Origin of the sequence: Pseudomonas sp. SBB6 (assembly GCF_024213215.1) — a bacterium.
GTDB classification, from domain to species: Bacteria; Pseudomonadota; Gammaproteobacteria; order Pseudomonadales; family Pseudomonadaceae; genus Aquipseudomonas; species Aquipseudomonas donghuensis.
On record NZ_JANAVH010000005.1, the window covers coordinates 249,797 to 264,663 of the forward strand.

Here is a 14,867-nt window from a genome sequence, read left to right on the forward strand (position 1 = left end):
GCGAAAGCGTGGCGGGGCAGGGCTGGCGTCTGCCAGAATGCTGCCCACAGCCACCTTCAAGTTGGCTTTGAGTCTAGGCAAAGCCTGCGGGCGGGCCTATGCCATAACTGTCCAGTGACACTGGTATTTTTTGCCACACCCTTGCGGAAACCGCCATGCGGGAAAACGATACAGTCGCCGTTTACTTCGTCCATACCATGCTCCATGCCCTGCGCGCCCAGCCTGAGCGGGCCGTCGCGCTGCTGGTCGAAGCCGGTATCGAGCCGGCAGTACTGCAAGCGCCCGCTGCGCGTGTGCCGGCGCCGGCCTTTGCGCGATTGTGGTTGTTACTGATCGAGGCCCTGAACGATGAATTTTTCAACCTCGACAGCCATGGCATGCCGCAGGGCAGCTTTGCCCTGATCTGCCGCGGCCTGATCCAGGAGCCAACCCTGGAAAAGGCCCTGCGCCAGTGCCTGAACAACTTTGCGCTGTTCTTGCGCGATATTCGCGGGCAATTGACGGTCAGGGGCGCACGCGCGGTGATCAGCCTGCGCACCGCCATCGACGACCCGCTGACACGGGTGTATGCCGAAGAAACCTTCCTCGCGCTGGTGATCAGCCTGCTGTGCTGGCTGGCGGGGCGGCGAATCGTGATTGACCGCACGGCGCTGACCGACAGGCGCCCGGCCCAGGAGGATGATCCGTTGCTCTGGGGCGCCAACGTGCAACTGGGCAGTGGCCACACCGAGATCGAATTTGCTGCTGAATACCTGCGCTTGCCGGTGGTCCAGGATCTGGCGGCATTGAAGACCTTCCTGCGCAGCGCCCCGCAATGGTTGGTAATCCGCTACCGCAACCAGAATGGCCAGGTGGCCCAGGTGTATCGCTACCTGCGTGCCCGCCAGTACGGCCAGTGGCCAACCCTGCTGGCCATGGCCGAGCGCCAGGGTTTGAGCCCCAGCAGCTTTCGCCGCCAACTGGAGCGTGAAGGCCGCTCGTACCAGCAGATCAAGGACGAGGTGCGTCGGGCCATGGCTTTTGAATGCCTGCGCCAGCCGCACCTTAGTATTGCCGAAGTCGCCGAGCACACGGGCTTCCAGGAGCCCAGTGCGTTTCACCGGGCGTTCAAGAAGTGGACTGGCGAAAGCCCCGGCAGCTACCGTCAGCGCATGCTCAGTCCTGCAGCTGCGCCGCCAGTTGCTTGACCCTGACCAGGTCGCCACCGGCTACCTTGGCCACGCCCTTGCCATACTCTGGATCGGCCTTGTACAGGTACGACAGCATGATGTGCTTGCTCTCGTCATCGCTGCTGGCCAATGACTGGCCGAAGCTGTTGATCAGGTCGCGGCGGTCTTTCTTGTCGTAGGAACGGAACAGTTCACCGGCTTGCTTGAAGTTCTGCTGGCGCTCGATGCCCTGTTGCTGGGTGCTGCCGCTCAAGGGGAGCCGGCTGTAGCGCGCCGACTCGGTAGAGGGGCGCGGCATCAGGCGGCTGGGTTCGTAGTTGACCCCGCCAACCGTGCGTGAGGCATTCAGGGCGCCATCCTGGTTGGCGTTGTTGACCTTGACCCTGGGCTGGTTGATCGGCAGGCCGCCAGCATTGGCGCCAACCCGGTACATCTGGGTGTCGGCATAAGAGAACAGCCGGCCCTGCAGCAGGCGATCCTCCGAGGGCTCGATGCCCGGAACCAGGTTGGAAGGCGCGAGCGCCACCTGTTCGGTTTCCTGGAAGAAATTGCTGACGTTGCGGTTGAGCACCATCTGCCCGACTTTTTGTTCAGGTACCCCTGGCCAGATCTTGGTCGGGTCCAGGGGGTCGAAGTCAAAACCCGCCAGTTGCTCGGGCTTGAGGGTCTGGATGTACAGGTCCCACTTCGGATGGTCGCCGCGGTTGATGGAATTGACCAAGTCGCTGGTCATGTGGCTGAAATCATGCCCCTGAATCTTGGCTACCTCGCCAGGGGTGAGGTTCTTCTGGCCTTGCAAGGTTTTCCAGCGGAACTTCACGTAGGTGGTTTCGCCGTCTCTGTTGACGAACTTGTAGGCATGCACGCTGTTGCCGTCCATGTGCCGATAGCTCAGTGGCGTGCCTTCGTTGGAATATAGCAGGGTCAGGGTGCGGGTGGCTTCGGGCATGTGCGAGAGCAGGTCGAAGCGCCGCGCGTCGTTGCCCAGGTTGGTGCGTGGGTCGGGCTTGAAGGCGTGGACCATGTCGGGGAACTTGATCGCATCGCGGATGAAGAAGGTCGGGAAGTTGTTGCCGACCAGGTCCCAGTTGCCATCGGCGGTGTAGAACCGTGTGGCGAAGCCGCGCGGGTCGCGCAGGGTTTCCGGTGAATGCAGGCCGTGTACTACCGAAGAGAAACGCACGAATACCGGGGTGCGCTCGCCAGGGGTGAACACCTTGGCCTGGGTCAGCCCGGAAAGATCGGCGCAGGCGATGAACTCGCCATGGGCGCCAGTGCCACGGGCATGCACGACGCGCTCAGGGACGCGTTCGCGGTCGAAGCGCTGCAGCTTCTGGATCAACTGCACATCCTGCAGCAGGGCGGGGCCGGCGCTGCCAGCGGTCTGCGCGTTCTGGTTGTCGCCAACCGGGGCGCCATTGTCGCGGGTCAGCGGCGCGGCGAGGGCATTGCTGGTAATCACTACCGCCGAGGCGAGTACGCCCAGCGTGTAGCCTGAAAAGCATCGGGTGCTCATGGTGACGGTCCTGTCATCGAAGGGGGCAACCGATGATAGAAACGACGGGACAATAGACCCAGACGGGTTTTCATTACGCGGCGTCAGACATATCCCGAACTGACTGGCGATGTTGGATACCCAGCATCGGATGCCCGGCACTGCAGCAGTGCCGGGTTGCTGCAACGCTGTTACAGCATGTGCTTGAGCAACTGCTGCAACGCTGTTACAGCATGTGCTTGAGCAACTGCTGCAAGTGCGCCTGGCCCGCGGGGTCGAGGGCAAACACCGGCCGCCGCGGCTCACCCACCGGCAAGCCGGTCATACCCAGGCCGGCCTTGATGGTCGCCGGCAGGCCCCCCTTGAGGATGAACTCCAGCAGTGGCAGCTGACGGTAGAACAGCGCCTTGGCCGCGCTCAGGTCATTGGCCTGAACGGCCTGGTACAGCTGCAGGTTGAGTGCCGGGATCAGGTTCGGCGCGGCGGTGCACCAGCCACTGGCGCCGGCCACGAAGGCCTCCAGGGCCAATGGGTTGCAACCGTTGTAGAACGGCACCTTGCCCTCGCCAAGCAGCTGCAGCTTGTGCATGCGCTGGATGTCGCCGGTGCTCTCCTTGACCATGCTCACGTTTTCGACCTCGCGCACGATACGCAGGATCAGCTCCACCGACATGTCGGTACCGCTGGTGGCCGGGTTGTTGTAGAGCATGATCGGCAGTTTGATGCTGGCGCCAATGGCCCGGTAGTGCTCGAAAATCTCCGCGTCAGTGAGCTTCCAGTAGGCCGCCGGCAGTACCATCACCGCATCGGCACCGTGTTCCTGGGCAAAGCGCGCGCGGCGAATGGCGCCGGCGGTGGTCAGGTCGGAAACGCTGACGATGGTCGGTACTCGCCCGCCAATGTGGCGCAGGCTGAATGCGGCAACCTGTTGCCATTCCAGGTCGCTCAGGTAGGCGCCTTCGCCCGTGCTGCCCAGGGGCGCGATGGCGTGCACGCCGCCGTCGATCAGACGGTCGATGGAGCGGCCCAGGGCGTCGAGGTCGAGTTGTTCGCCGTCGGTGCTGAACGGGGTGATGGTGTAGCCGATGATGCCGTGAAAAGTCTTGGACATGAAATCCACTCCGCAAGGTAAGTAAAAGAGCTCGGATCAGTTCAGGCAGTCGCCATGCACCCGCAGGCACTGGCGCGCATAGTAGTTGAAGGCGGCGCTGTTACGTTTGGGCCGGGAGATCCAGTCATGGGCTTCACGGCCCAGTTCAGGGGCAATCGGCTTGATGCTGCCGGCGGCCATGGCCAGCAATTGCAGCTTGGCGGCGCGCTCGATCAACTGCGCGATGACGCAGGCTTGCTCGATGCTTGCGCCGGTCGACAACTGACCGTGGTGCGAGAGCAGGATGGCGCGCTTGCTACCCAGGGCGGCGCTGATGATCTCGCCCTCTTCGTTACCGACCGGCACGCCCGGCCAGGCTTCGAGAAACGCGCAATCGTCGTACAACGGGCAGAGGTCCATGTGCGACACCTCAAGCGGCACTTCCAGCATCGACAGGGCGGCAACATGGGTGGGGTGGGTATGGATGATGCAGTGCACATCCGGCCGTGCGCGGTACACCCAGCTGTGGAAGCGGTTGGCCGGGTTGGGCATGCCCTGGCCTTCGAGCACTTCCAGGTCCTCGTTGACCAGCAACAGGTTGCTGGCAGTGATTTCGTCGAAGCCCAGGCCCAGTTGCTGGGTGTAGAACGTGCCCGGTTGCGGGCCGCGGGCGCTGATTTGTCCGGCAAGGCCGGAGTCGTGGCCGTTGTCGAACAGAATACGACAGGTCAATGCCAGCTTTTCGCGCACAGTCCACGTATTATCGGCAAGCGAGCCTTGCATCTGCTTAAGGGCCTGCTGAATCAGCTGGTCCTTGGGGAGTGCCATTGTCTTGGCCATGGGGCTATCCTCGGTGGCGTGATGGATTGTCACGGCTGACCACCCCGGTTGCTTGGAAGGTGACGGGGTGGTTAGTTCGATGACACAATCAAGGCTATATGACACTAAGTGTCATTAGCAAGAAAAAACCTGCCCATGGCATTGGGAAAACTGCGTCGCATGTCTATTCGATTGAAATTGTTAAGAAAAAAACTGGGTATCACCCTGGATGCGCTGGCTGAAAGCTCCGGCATGACCAAGAGTTACCTGTCCAAGGTCGAGCGCGGATTGAATACCCCCTCGATTGCCGCCGCGTTGAAGCTGGCGCGCGCCTTGAATGTCAATGTCGAGGAATTGTTTGCCGAAGACCAGCCAGGCCATGCGCGCTACAGCCTGGTGCGCAGCGGCGAGCGCCAGGCGCTGGTGGGGCAGGCGCCGGGTTATACGGTGCTGGCCAAGCAGATCGGCAGCCGCAGCCTGTTGCCCTTCATCATCAGCCCGCCGCCGGAATTCAGCGATGCCTCGTTCAAGGAGCATCTGGGCGAAGAGTTCCTGTTCGTCCATGAAGGCCAGGTTGAGGTCGACTTTGGCAATGAACGGGTCATTCTCGAACGTGGCGATGCGCTGTATTTCAACGCCCAGACGCCCCACCGCCTGCGTTCGCTGGGCGAGCTGCAGGCCCAGTTGCTGGTCGTGGTGCACGACACCGAGAGCTGATCCCCATGGACGCACACTCCCGCTTCTGGCGTGACCCGGCGCTGCCCTTCATCGAAGCACGTCGCGTCGCCGATGGCCGCAAGGTCTGTTATGCGGCGCATTCGCACGAGAGCTTCTCCCTTGGCGCGATCACTGGCGGACGCAGTACCTATGTCAGCGGCGAGCGCCACCAGCAGGTGGCGGCTGGCACCGTGGTCTTGATCAATCCTGGTGTGGTGCATACCTGCAATCCCATCGACGGTCAGCCCTGGTCGTACCTGATGCTCTATGTCGACTGGCCGTGGTTACAGGCGTTGGGTTTCTCGCCACTGGCGGCGATCAGCAGTACTTCGGCGTCGTTGTTCGACGAGGTGCTCAAGCTGTTTGACGCGTTGTTGGATGAGCAATACCCGGCCGCGCGCAAAGAGACTGCATTGCGGTTGTTTTTCGCCGGGCTCAGCCAGCGCCTGGGCGGTTTCGAGTGCTCGGCGCAGCAACCTGACCAGCGCTTGCTGGCGGCTGCAGCCTTTATTCGCGAGCATTGCACCGAGCCTTTGCGCCTTGAGGCCATCAGCCGGGCCGCCGGGTTGTCGACGTCCTACCTGATCAGGGCCTTCAAGCAGCAGTTCGGTCTCACCCCTCATGGTTATCTGCTCGACCAGCGTGTGCAATATGCCCGTGCCCAGTTGCGGCGCGGGCGCTTGATTGCCGAGGTGGCGCTGGAGGCCGGTTTTGCCGATCAGGCGCATTTGCAACGCGCCTTCAAACAGCATCTGGCCGCGACCCCGGGGCATTACCGTTCAGGCCAGTAGCAGGTAGAGGGCGCTGGCCAGCAATATGAGCGCCAGGCTGCGATTGAACAGCCGCATGCGCCGCGGATTGTCCAGGTGCTGGCTGATCCTGCTGCCAGCCCAGGCCCAGGTGGCGATCGAGAGATAGCAGATAACCAGGTAGATGCCGGTGAACTGCCATAGCAGACGGGATTCACCGTTGTCGACATAGGCGCCGATCCCGGCCACGCAGGCCAGCCAGGCCTTGGGGTTGAGCCATTGCAGGGCGGCGCCGGCCAGCATCGACGGCGCATTCTGGTTGCCGGCTGCGGCCAGCTCGCCGCCGTCGCTGGCCAGTTTCCAGGCCAGGTACAGCAGGAATGCCACGCCAGCCCAATGCAGCACCTGAGTCAGCGCCGGCCAATAGCGTAACAGCTCGTGCAGGCCGAGGCCGATCAGCACCAGCAGCACGCCAAAGCCCAGGGTTGCACCGCCGACATGCCGCAGGCTGGCGCGCAAGCCATGGCGGGCGCCAGCGCCCAGGGCAATGATATTGACCGGGCCAGGGGAAATGGAAGCGGCCAGCGCGAAGGCGGCCATCGATAGCATCAGGCTCATGGGATCAGCATCCGGTAGTGGGGGACCGGCACAGACTAAGGGGCGGGAGCGGGCGCGTATTGAAGAAAATTACCCTGGTGTATTTTCAAGTAAAAATTACAGGTGTTGTGCCGGGGTCGCTATTTTTCTTTTATTGATAACCAATCAGCATGCAATCACTTTCAACCATAGGCAGTGATCGTCATGCACAACCCTCATCCATCCTTATTGAACCAGACCGTCGTCGTGCTCGGCGGTGCCAGCGGTATCGGTGCGGCAGTCGCGCGCCAGGCCCGAGACCGTGGCGCACGGGTGATTGTCGCCAGTCGCCAGCCAGGTCCGGTTGGCGAAGGTATCGAAGCATTGGCGCTCGATATCACCGATACCGGGGCGCTGCACACCCTGTTTGGCGACATTGGCACGGTCGATCACCTGGTGATCAGCGCCGGGCCTGCGGTACAGGCCAAGCCCCTGGCGCAAAGCGACCTGCAACGGGCCCGCGAGGCCTTCGAGGTCAAGTTCTGGGGCGCCTTGCAGGCGGTCCAGGCGGCGCTGCCCTACCTTTCGCCACGCGCCAGCATCAGCCTGACGTCGGGGTTGCTGTCGCGCAAGTTCGTTCCCGGGCAGTTGATCAAGACCACGCTCAACGCCGCTCTCGAGGCCCTGGGCAAGCAACTGGCCAAGGAGCTTGCGCCGCGTCGCGTCAACGTCATCAGCCCCGGGCTGACCGATACCGAAGCGTACGCGGCTATGGATACCGCGCAGCGTGTGGCGATGTTTGACCGCGCCGCAGCCGGGCTGCCGGTTGGGCGGGTGGGGCAGGCCGATGAGGTCGCCGCGGGCTTTATCCTGGCCATGGAGAACGGCTTCATGACCGGCAGCATTGTCGATATCGACGGTGGTGGACTGCTGTGAGCCGGTGAGCGGGCGCAGGTCGTGCTCAAGTTTCACGACCTGCTGCCGAAGCAATATGGCACTGTGCCATATATCAGGACATCCCATGTTGAGAAAGCTGCTCCAGGCCACCGCGATCATCGCCACCCTGTCGATGACCGGCTGTGTGTCCTACAACGTCACCGGCCCTCTGGGCGCTCCGCAACATCCAGCCGCCAGCACCAGCCCACGTACGGCGCAAGTCGCTGACGTGGCGGTCTCGGCACCAGGCATCGACGAGGCTACGCGCAAGGCCATCAGCCGCTCGCTGACTGCGCAACTGGACCAGTACGTCGAGGCCGGCAAGTACTTCAAGCAGGTCAGCCAATACCCGACACGCCTGGATGAACAGGACGTCATGCTCAAATTCAACATGACCTCGCTCAAGGGCCATCGCGGCCCCCATCCGGGCTATGTGCCGGGCGCGTTGCTGACCCTGACCGTGTGGATCTGGGTCAACGGCCCGATCTACGTCGACACCTTCGATGTCGCCGGTGACCTGGTGATCGAGGACCGTAACGGCAAGGCCCTGGCCAGCTCCCGCCAGGAACTCAAGCTTGAGCGCAACGTCGGCCTCTACCGCCGTGAATACTGGGCGCCGACCCTGGGGGCGCCGCAGCTCAATGAAGTGGTTGCCAAGCTGCTCGACGACGCCACGCTGAAACTGGCCAAACAGTAACGACAAGGACGATTCCCATGCTGCGTATCATCAAAGCCAACCTGCTGCTCGGCGCTGTGTTGCTGACCGGCTGCGTCTCCTATTCGCAACACGAACTGGCGCCAGTGCAGAGCTGGCCGCCACAGGCGCAAGCCCAGACGGTGAAACCGACCGCCTATGTGCGCACCACCGCGCAATACCAGGTCAATCGCGGCCAGCCCAATGCCACCGCCGGCAAGCCGGCCGAGGCCTGGGAGCAGGCACTGGTCGACACCTACAAGCAGTCCGGGCGCTTTGCCCGGGTGAGCACGGAAAAGGTCACGGCGGATATCTACGCCGAATCGACCCTGACCAACCACGAACAGTACAACGTGGCGTCGGCGATCATCACCGGGGCGACCTTCTTCATCATCCCGTCCACGGCGCGCAACACTTTTACCCTTGATACGGTGTTCAAGGACAAGGACGGCAAGGAACTGGGGCGCATCAGCAAGAGCGAGTCGGTACGCACCTGGATGCACCTGGTGCTGATCGTCGGGATTCCCTTCCAGCAGGACACCAGCGAACTGGTCCGGCAGTTGACCCAAAGCACGCTGGACGAGGCGGTCAAGCGCCAGTTGTTGTAAGGCCTCATTGCTGCAAGCCAGCGCCTACAGGCCCTGCACCAACCCTGTGGGAGCCGGCCTTGCCGGCGATGGGCTACGCAGTAGCCCCGCGCAACAAACGCTCGACCTGCGCCAGTTCCCAGGTGCTGAGCAAGCTCACCGGGTCCGTGCCCCATTGCCAACTGTCCAGCGTGCCCTCACGGCCGTCACTGCTGCAGCACGTGAGGCAATGGTGCAGGTGGGTACCGTCGAAATCCAGGCTCAGGCGCCAGCCGTCGATATCGACCTCAACGCCGACACGCCGCAACGGACGAACGCCGAGGGCGGCATCACGCAGTTGCTGGCACACCTCACGGGCACTCAGGGCTGGCATCTATTTCTCGCTCTCAAGGTACATGGCCTGGGCGACGGGGTCGCGAGGGCGCTGAGCATAGTGCGTGCCGGCGCCGCTGTCAGCCGTTGTCCAGGCTTGATCTGCCGCGGCCTAGTGGGTAGCGTGCGCACCTTGGTCTTTTGAGTATCGGTTATGACCCTGATGGAACGACTCTTCACCTGCGCGTTTGGATTGAGCGCAATGGCCCCGGCCCTGGCTGCCGACAACCTTGCTATTCAACACTGGACCCAGCCCAGCGGCGCGCGGGTCTACCTGTTGCCTCAAAGCCAGGCCAGCGACCTGCAGATCCAGGTTGACTTCGATGCCGGCAGCCGCCGCGACCCACTGGACCAACCGGGCCTGGCGGTGCTTGGCGCAGCGCTTGCGGTGGAAGGTCTCCATGCCCAGGGCGATGTCCCGGAGCTGAACGGCAACGCGCTGCGAATGGCCTGGATGCGCCTGGACAGTGAACTGAATACCCAGGTCGATGCCGACCGCTTCAGCTACATCCTGAAAATCACCGACACCAGTGCCCAGCGCCAGGCCGAGGCCACGGCGTTGCTAGGTCGGCAGATTGCCGAACCGGCCTTTGCCGGCAGCATCTGGTTCCGGGCCAAGCCGTATTACATTCGCCAGGTCAACGGCGAAACCACCCGGCGTTTTGCCGGGGTAGGGCAACGCTTTGCCCTGGCGGTCTATGGCGACCACCCCTATGGCCGCGAGCTGACCCGCCCGGGACTGCAGCGCAACAAGCAGATCGACCTGTACGAGTACGCGCTGCCGTTCGGCTATGCCCTGACCCCGGCCATGGTCGAGCGCACCCGCATGGAAGATTTGCGCACGCATTACCGTGCAATGATGCTGCCATGCCGGGCCACGGTCAGCCTGGTCGGCAATCTTGACCGGGCTCAGGCCGATGCCGTGGCCAATGCAGTGCTTGGGCGCTTGCCGAGCGGTCATTGCACAGCGTTGCCAGCGCTGCCCAAAGTGCAGGCGTTGAGCCAGGCCAGCCGCCAGCAACTGGAACCGCAGCAGGGTACGATCTGGATACAGATCGGCCAGCCGGCAGTGCCACGCAGCGACCCGGACTTTTTCCCGTTGCTGCTGGGCAGCGACATTCTCGGTGGCGAGCACTGGCCGACGCGGCTCAATCGGGCCGTGGGCGCTGAGCTTGGCGGCGATGTCAGTTGGGAATCGGCCAGCTACTTCGCCATGGGCCAACAGGCCGGGGCCTTCGTGATCTCGCTGGAAGTCCCTGCCGGGCATCAGGAGCAGGCGCAGAAGGCGGCCCATCAGGCGTTGACGCGCTTTGTCAGCGAGGGGCCGAGCGCCGAGGAACTGGCTGAGGCCAAGGCGCGGCTACTCGAGCTTTTTGCCGGCACCAGCCGCCACCGCCTGCTTGAGCATGTCGCGCAGATCGCCTTGAACGGCTTGCCGGACGATACCCTGGTGACCTGGCGCCAACAGCTTGAGGCGGTGACGCCTGCGCAAGTCAAGGCGGCGTTCAAACGCGTCGTTCAGCCACAGAAGCTGGCGACCGTAGTGGCGGGGCAAGATCTGTAGGCGCGGGCTTGCCCCGCGAAAAGGGGATTGTGAAATTTCCCACGCATCATGATAATGAGAGTAATTACCATTAATGTGTGATCACCCTCGTGCCGAGCTCTGTCGACTCCAAGGCTATCGTCGCCCACCTCTATAGCGACCATCATCGCTGGTTGCGCGCCTGGCTGTACCGCCGGCTGAACTGCCCGCACGATGCGGCGGACCTGGCCCAGGACACCTTCGTCCGGGCCATGACCAGCAGCGCCTTGCCCGCCCTTGAAGAACCCCGCGCCTTTCTCGCCACCGTCGCCCGCCGCCTGCTGAGCAACGTGTTCCGCCGTCGTGCGCTGGAGCAGGCCTACCTCGACGAGCTGGTGTGCCTGCCCGAACACTGCATGCCCTCGGCCGAAGACGTGGTGCTGGTGCGTGAAGCGCTGGCCAAAATCGACCGCGTGCTCGATGGCCTGCCGACGCGGGTGCGTCACGCCTTTATCCTGCATCGCCTCGAAGGCATGAGCCAGCCGAGCATTGCCGAGCATCTGGGGGTGTCGCTGGCCACGGTCGAGCGCGACCTGCGCCGGGCCTTCGTGCACTGCCTGAGCGCGAGGCCGGAATGAGCAACACACAACTGGACCGCGGCACCCACGAAGCGGTGGACTGGCTGCTCAAGCTGGAGAATGTTCCTGCCGGCAGCCCGTTGCTGGTGGCGTTCAACAGCTGGCTCGAGCAGTCTCCCGGCCATCAGGCCGCTTGGCAGCGGGTCAATGCCTTGCTTGGCGAACCCCTGGCCGATCTGCAGCAAGCCGAACAGCGCAACCCCGGCCAGTTGGCCATGGCCAGCCGCAGTTTGCGTGCCTTGCCGTCGCCGTCGCGGCGCAAAGCGCTGGGCGGCGGTCTGGCGATGTTGTTGCTGGGGCTGGGCGCCGGTGCAATTGGTAATCGGGTGGCGCCGCTGGGCGATTTGCTTGCCGACCTGCGCACCGGCACCGGTGAACGGCGTACCTTCACCCTGGCCGATGGTTCGCGCCTGTGCCTGAACGCACGCAGCGCAGTGGATGTGCGTTTCAGCGCCGGGCAGCGGTTGGTGCTGCTGCGCGACGGTGAGCTGCAAGCCAATGTGGCCACAGAACCGGGCCGACCCTTTATCGTCGCTACCCGCGAAGGCCAGGTGCAAGCCCTGGGCACGCGCTTTAGCGTGCGCCAGGAAGAGCGCCAGAGCCTGGTTTCGGTGCAACAGCACAGCGTCATGCTCAGCAGCGGCAGTGCGCCAGCCCAGCGCGTGGAAGAGGGCCAGGCCTTCCGTTTTGATGGCCACGGCAGCCAGCCAGTGGCGGCCTCACTGCGCACCCGTGCGAGCTGGGCCGATGGCCGCATCGATGTCCGCGACGAGCCTCTGGGCGAGCTGATCGAGGCCTTGCGCCCGTACCGCGCCGGGCTGTTGCGCATCAGCCCGCAGGCCGCACAGGTGCGCGTCTACGGCAGCTTCCCGCTGGATGACAGCGAGCGCACCTTGCGCTCCCTGGCCGAGACCCTGCCGATCCGGGTCGACAGCTTTGGCGGCTGGCTGACCCGTATCGATGTGATCTGAATAAAAATAATTTAGATTTCGCTGAGGGGGTTCGGTCACTGGCGTGTCCTCGTTATGGACAACAACCTCGAACGAGCCAACACCTCCATGCCCGACTCCATGATCCGCCCCAGCCTGCTGGCCCTTGCCATCGCCCTGGGCAGCAGTGCGCCGCTGTACGCGCAGGCGCAAACCGACAGCAGCGTCAGCGCCAGCCAGCGTTTTGATATCCCGACCGGGGACCTGGGCGAAGCCTTGAGCCACATTGCCCGCCAGTCCGGCCGAGTGCTGTCGGTCAAGCCGGCACTGTTGCAGGGCAAGCGCTCGGCAGCGGTCAGCGGTCAGTTCACTCCCGAGCAAGCGGCGACCCAGGCCCTCAATGGCAGCGGCCTTAATCTCAACATCACCGCCGGCGGCACCTGGAACCTCGTGCCGGCCGAGCAGAGCGGGGCGCTGGAACTGGGCCTGACCCAGATCGTTTCCAACGCCGGCGAAGATGCCTGGGGGCCGGTTCAGGGCTATGTGGCCAAGCGCACCGGCACTGCGACCAAGACCGATACCTCGGTGCTGGAAGTACCGCAGACCATCAACGTCATCACCCAGGATGAAATCAAGGCGCTCGGCTCGCAGACGGTCACCCAGGCCCTGCGCTACACCCCGGGTATCACCGGTGGTGGTTTCTCCGACCGGGTCGGGATTTTCGACGAGCCGACCTCCCGCGGTTTCAGCCCGACGCCGCTGTACCTGGACGGCCTGCACCTGCCTTATGGCGGCGGCAGTACTGGCGGTGCGCTGCAGATCGATCCGTACGCGCTGGAACGTATCGAGGTGATGAAGGGCCCGGCCTCGGTGCTCTATGGCCAGAACCAGCCAGGTGGCCTGATCAACATGGTCTCCAAGCGCCCGACCGTGACGCCGCTGCATGAAGTCAAACTCGGTGGCGGCAGCCAGGACCGGCGTTATGGCGCGTTCGACTTTGCCGGCCCGGTGGATGACCAGGGCGAGTACCAGTACCGCGTGACCGGCATGGGCCTGGACAAGAACGGCGAGGCCGACTACGTCGAACAGCAGCGCTACATGATCGCCCCGAGCCTGACCTGGAGCCCCAACGAGCAGACGCGCCTGACCGTTTACGGCCACTACCAGCGCGACAACGGCGTGCCGGAAGCCCAGGGCCTGCCGGCGGTGGGCACGGTGTTTGCCAGCCCCAATGGGCGGATCAAGCGCAGCCGTTTCATCGGCGAGCCGGGGGTCAACTCCTACGATCGCGAGCAGTACACCTTTGGCTATGAAGTCAGTCATGAGCTGGACGACGTCTGGACCCTCAAGCAGAACACCCGCTACGCCTACGTCGATGACAAATACCGGGCGCCGCTGCACGGCTACGCCTTCGTGCCCAACCCGGTCACCGGGGCCGACGACCAGAGCGCGATGACCCGCTACGGGGTCGACTGGGCCCAGCGCAACAAGGTGTTTGGCATCGATAACATGGCCCAGGCCAAGTTCAACACCTTCGACGTCGCCCACACCCTGTTGATCGGCGTTGATTACTACCACTCCAACTCCAAATTCCTCGGCCTGTACGACCGCAATCCGCCGGTCATCGACCTGTACAACCCGGTGTACGGCAAGCCAATGAACTTCGGCCAGCCGTTCAAATGGGACCGCAGCATCAATCAGACCGGCCTGTACGTGCAGGATCAGCTCAAGTGGGACAACTGGTTCCTGACCCTCGGTGGCCGCTACGACTGGGCCGAGGCCGATAACAAGGAGCCGATCGCTGGCACCCATACCACCGTCAAGGACGAGAAGTTCACCGGCCGCGCGGGGCTTGGCTATGCCTTCGACAATGGCGTGACGCCTTATGTCAGCTACTCCGAGTCGTTCCTGCCGCTGAGCGGCGCCGACTACGCGGGCAAGGCGTTCGAGCCGTCCACCGGCAAGCAGGTCGAGGCGGGTATCAAATACCAACCGCCTGGCCAGGACAGCTTCATTCAGTTGTCGGTGTACGAGATCAACCAGCAGAACATCCTCACCGCCGACGTCGGCAACCCCGGCTTCAACAGCCAGGTTGGCGAACTGCGCTCGCGTGGCGTCGAGCTTGAAGGCAAGGCCAACCTCACCGATAACCTGGGCCTGATCGCTTCGGTATCGCGCAACGACGTGGTTTACACCAAGGACAACGATGGCCGTGAAGGTCGTCATCCGTCGGGCACCCCGCCGATGACCGCATCGCTGTGGCTGGACTATCAGTTCACCGGTGATACCCCGATTGCCGGCCTGGGCATGGGTTTGGGTGCGCGTTATGTACGCGGCAGTGACGGCACCGATTTTGCCGATGGCCACTTCAGCATCCCGTCCTACACCGTGTACGACGGCATGGTCTCCTACGACTTGCAGCAGTCGCCATTGCGCCTGAAAGGGGTGAAGTTGCAGGTCAATCTGCAGAACCTGGAAGACAAGGTGTATGTCAGCCGTTGCACCAGCGACGTGGATTGCTACTACGGCGAAGGGCGGACCATTACCACTGACCTGACCTATAGCTGGTAAGAC

Annotated in this window: 15 protein-coding genes; 10 read left to right on the top strand and 5 right to left on the bottom strand. The window is 63.4% G+C overall.

The genetic code is table 11. The features are described from left to right. Positions 1 to 155 precede the first annotated feature (155 nt). A complete protein-coding gene (locus tag NLX68_RS12675; RefSeq protein WP_254284268.1) occupies positions 156 to 1,187 on the top strand; it encodes an AraC family transcriptional regulator in 1,032 nt (343 codons plus the stop codon). Here the strand turns inward: NLX68_RS12675 and NLX68_RS12680 are convergent. The 3 genes from NLX68_RS12680 to NLX68_RS12690 form a co-directional block, all read right to left on the bottom strand. Then, positions 1,156 to 2,685 carry a catalase gene (locus NLX68_RS12680; RefSeq protein ID WP_254284269.1) on the bottom strand — a complete coding sequence of 510 codons (1,530 nt, stop codon included), beginning with the start codon at positions 2,683 to 2,685 and terminating at the stop codon, positions 1,156 to 1,158. The two genes, NLX68_RS12675 and NLX68_RS12680, sit on opposite strands and share 32 nt — an antisense overlap. A gap of 205 nt (positions 2,686 to 2,890) precedes the next feature. Continuing rightward, a complete protein-coding gene (locus NLX68_RS12685) occupies positions 2,891 to 3,775 on the bottom strand; it encodes a dihydrodipicolinate synthase family protein (RefSeq protein WP_254284270.1) in 885 nt (294 codons plus the stop codon). Positions 3,776 to 3,811: 36 nt separating this feature from the next. After that, positions 3,812 to 4,594 (bottom strand): aldolase, encoded by a 783-nt coding sequence (locus NLX68_RS12690; protein ID WP_254284271.1) that lies wholly within the window; start codon positions 4,592 to 4,594, stop codon positions 3,812 to 3,814. A 159-nt stretch (positions 4,595 to 4,753) separates the two neighbouring features. Here NLX68_RS12690 and NLX68_RS12695 point away from each other — a divergent pair, with 159 nt between their 5' ends. Together NLX68_RS12695 and NLX68_RS12700 are read left to right on the top strand one after the other, a co-directional pair. Continuing rightward, positions 4,754 to 5,290, top strand: coding sequence for a helix-turn-helix domain-containing protein (locus NLX68_RS12695; RefSeq protein WP_254284272.1), 537 nt, complete (start codon positions 4,754 to 4,756; stop codon positions 5,288 to 5,290). A 5-nt stretch (positions 5,291 to 5,295) separates the two neighbouring features. After that, a complete protein-coding gene (locus NLX68_RS12700) occupies positions 5,296 to 6,081 on the top strand; it encodes an AraC family transcriptional regulator (protein WP_254284273.1) in 786 nt (261 codons plus the stop codon). Here the strand turns inward: NLX68_RS12700 and NLX68_RS12705 are convergent. Then, positions 6,070 to 6,657: a LysE family translocator gene (locus NLX68_RS12705; RefSeq protein WP_254284274.1), complete on the bottom strand. Its 588-nt coding sequence runs from the start codon at positions 6,655 to 6,657 to the stop codon at positions 6,070 to 6,072. The two genes, NLX68_RS12700 and NLX68_RS12705, sit on opposite strands and share 12 nt — an antisense overlap. Before the next feature lie 183 nt (positions 6,658 to 6,840). Here NLX68_RS12705 and NLX68_RS12710 point away from each other — a divergent pair, with 183 nt between their 5' ends. The 3 genes from NLX68_RS12710 to NLX68_RS12720 all read left to right on the top strand — a co-directional run bounded on the left by NLX68_RS12710 (position 6,841) and on the right by NLX68_RS12720 (position 8,853). Beyond that, positions 6,841 to 7,551, top strand: a complete 711-nt coding sequence (locus NLX68_RS12710; RefSeq protein ID WP_254284275.1) for an SDR family oxidoreductase — start codon at positions 6,841 to 6,843, stop codon at positions 7,549 to 7,551. 85 nt (positions 7,552 to 7,636) lie between these two features. Then, positions 7,637 to 8,248: a hypothetical protein gene (locus NLX68_RS12715; RefSeq protein ID WP_254284276.1), complete on the top strand. Its 612-nt coding sequence runs from the start codon at positions 7,637 to 7,639 to the stop codon at positions 8,246 to 8,248. A gap of 17 nt (positions 8,249 to 8,265) precedes the next feature. Then, entirely contained in the window at positions 8,266 to 8,853 is a 588-nt protein-coding gene (locus NLX68_RS12720) for a hypothetical protein (protein WP_254284277.1), read from the top strand. A gap of 73 nt (positions 8,854 to 8,926) precedes the next feature. On the opposite strand, the gene NLX68_RS12725 is transcribed toward NLX68_RS12720, so the two are convergent. Beyond that, a complete protein-coding gene (locus NLX68_RS12725; protein ID WP_254284278.1) occupies positions 8,927 to 9,205 on the bottom strand; it encodes a hypothetical protein in 279 nt (92 codons plus the stop codon). 201 nt (positions 9,206 to 9,406) lie between these two features. On the opposite strand from NLX68_RS12725, the gene NLX68_RS12730 reads away from it, so the two are divergent. From NLX68_RS12730 to NLX68_RS12745, 4 genes are all read left to right on the top strand, one after another. Continuing rightward, the gene (locus NLX68_RS12730) at positions 9,407 to 10,768 is read left to right on the top strand and encodes a pitrilysin family protein (RefSeq protein WP_254284279.1); all 1,362 of its coding nucleotides are present in this window, start codon (positions 9,407 to 9,409) and stop codon (positions 10,766 to 10,768) included. Positions 10,769 to 10,857: 89 nt separating this feature from the next. Then, positions 10,858 to 11,364, top strand: a complete 507-nt coding sequence (locus tag NLX68_RS12735) for a sigma-70 family RNA polymerase sigma factor (RefSeq protein WP_254284280.1) — start codon at positions 10,858 to 10,860, stop codon at positions 11,362 to 11,364. Then, positions 11,361 to 12,335 (top strand): FecR domain-containing protein, encoded by a 975-nt coding sequence (locus NLX68_RS12740; protein WP_254284281.1) that lies wholly within the window; start codon positions 11,361 to 11,363, stop codon positions 12,333 to 12,335. The genes NLX68_RS12735 and NLX68_RS12740 overlap by 4 nt, the downstream gene beginning before the upstream one ends. An 87-nt stretch (positions 12,336 to 12,422) precedes the next feature. Beyond that, positions 12,423 to 14,864, top strand: a complete 2,442-nt coding sequence (locus NLX68_RS12745) for a TonB-dependent siderophore receptor (RefSeq protein WP_254284411.1) — start codon at positions 12,423 to 12,425, stop codon at positions 14,862 to 14,864. The last annotated feature ends 3 nt before the right edge of the window (positions 14,865 to 14,867 follow it).

What these genes read in the sequence shown, in the direction of transcription:
- NLX68_RS12690 (WP_254284271.1), bottom strand. Translation starts at nt 4,594, where the DNA reads ATGGCCAAGACAATGGCACTCCCCAAGGACCAGCTGATTCAGCAGGCC.
- NLX68_RS12680 (WP_254284269.1), bottom strand. Translation starts at nt 2,685, where the DNA reads ATGAGCACCCGATGCTTTTCAGGCTACACGCTGGGCGTACTCGCCTCG.
- NLX68_RS12695 (WP_254284272.1), top strand. Translation starts at nt 4,754, where the DNA reads ATGTCTATTCGATTGAAATTGTTAAGAAAAAAACTGGGTATCACCCTG.
- NLX68_RS12720 (WP_254284277.1), top strand. Translation starts at nt 8,266, where the DNA reads ATGCTGCGTATCATCAAAGCCAACCTGCTGCTCGGCGCTGTGTTGCTG.
- NLX68_RS12705 (WP_254284274.1), bottom strand. Translation starts at nt 6,657, where the DNA reads ATGAGCCTGATGCTATCGATGGCCGCCTTCGCGCTGGCCGCTTCCATT.
- NLX68_RS12745 (WP_254284411.1), top strand. Translation starts at nt 12,423, where the DNA reads ATGCCCGACTCCATGATCCGCCCCAGCCTGCTGGCCCTTGCCATCGCC.
- NLX68_RS12715 (WP_254284276.1), top strand. Translation starts at nt 7,637, where the DNA reads ATGTTGAGAAAGCTGCTCCAGGCCACCGCGATCATCGCCACCCTGTCG.
- NLX68_RS12730 (WP_254284279.1), top strand. Translation starts at nt 9,407, where the DNA reads ATGGCCCCGGCCCTGGCTGCCGACAACCTTGCTATTCAACACTGGACC.
- NLX68_RS12700 (WP_254284273.1), top strand. Translation starts at nt 5,296, where the DNA reads ATGGACGCACACTCCCGCTTCTGGCGTGACCCGGCGCTGCCCTTCATC.
- NLX68_RS12740 (WP_254284281.1), top strand. Translation starts at nt 11,361, where the DNA reads ATGAGCAACACACAACTGGACCGCGGCACCCACGAAGCGGTGGACTGG.
- NLX68_RS12710 (WP_254284275.1), top strand. Translation starts at nt 6,841, where the DNA reads ATGCACAACCCTCATCCATCCTTATTGAACCAGACCGTCGTCGTGCTC.
- NLX68_RS12685 (WP_254284270.1), bottom strand. Translation starts at nt 3,775, where the DNA reads ATGTCCAAGACTTTTCACGGCATCATCGGCTACACCATCACCCCGTTC.
- NLX68_RS12675 (WP_254284268.1), top strand. Translation starts at nt 156, where the DNA reads ATGCGGGAAAACGATACAGTCGCCGTTTACTTCGTCCATACCATGCTC.
- NLX68_RS12725 (WP_254284278.1), bottom strand. Translation starts at nt 9,205, where the DNA reads ATGCCAGCCCTGAGTGCCCGTGAGGTGTGCCAGCAACTGCGTGATGCC.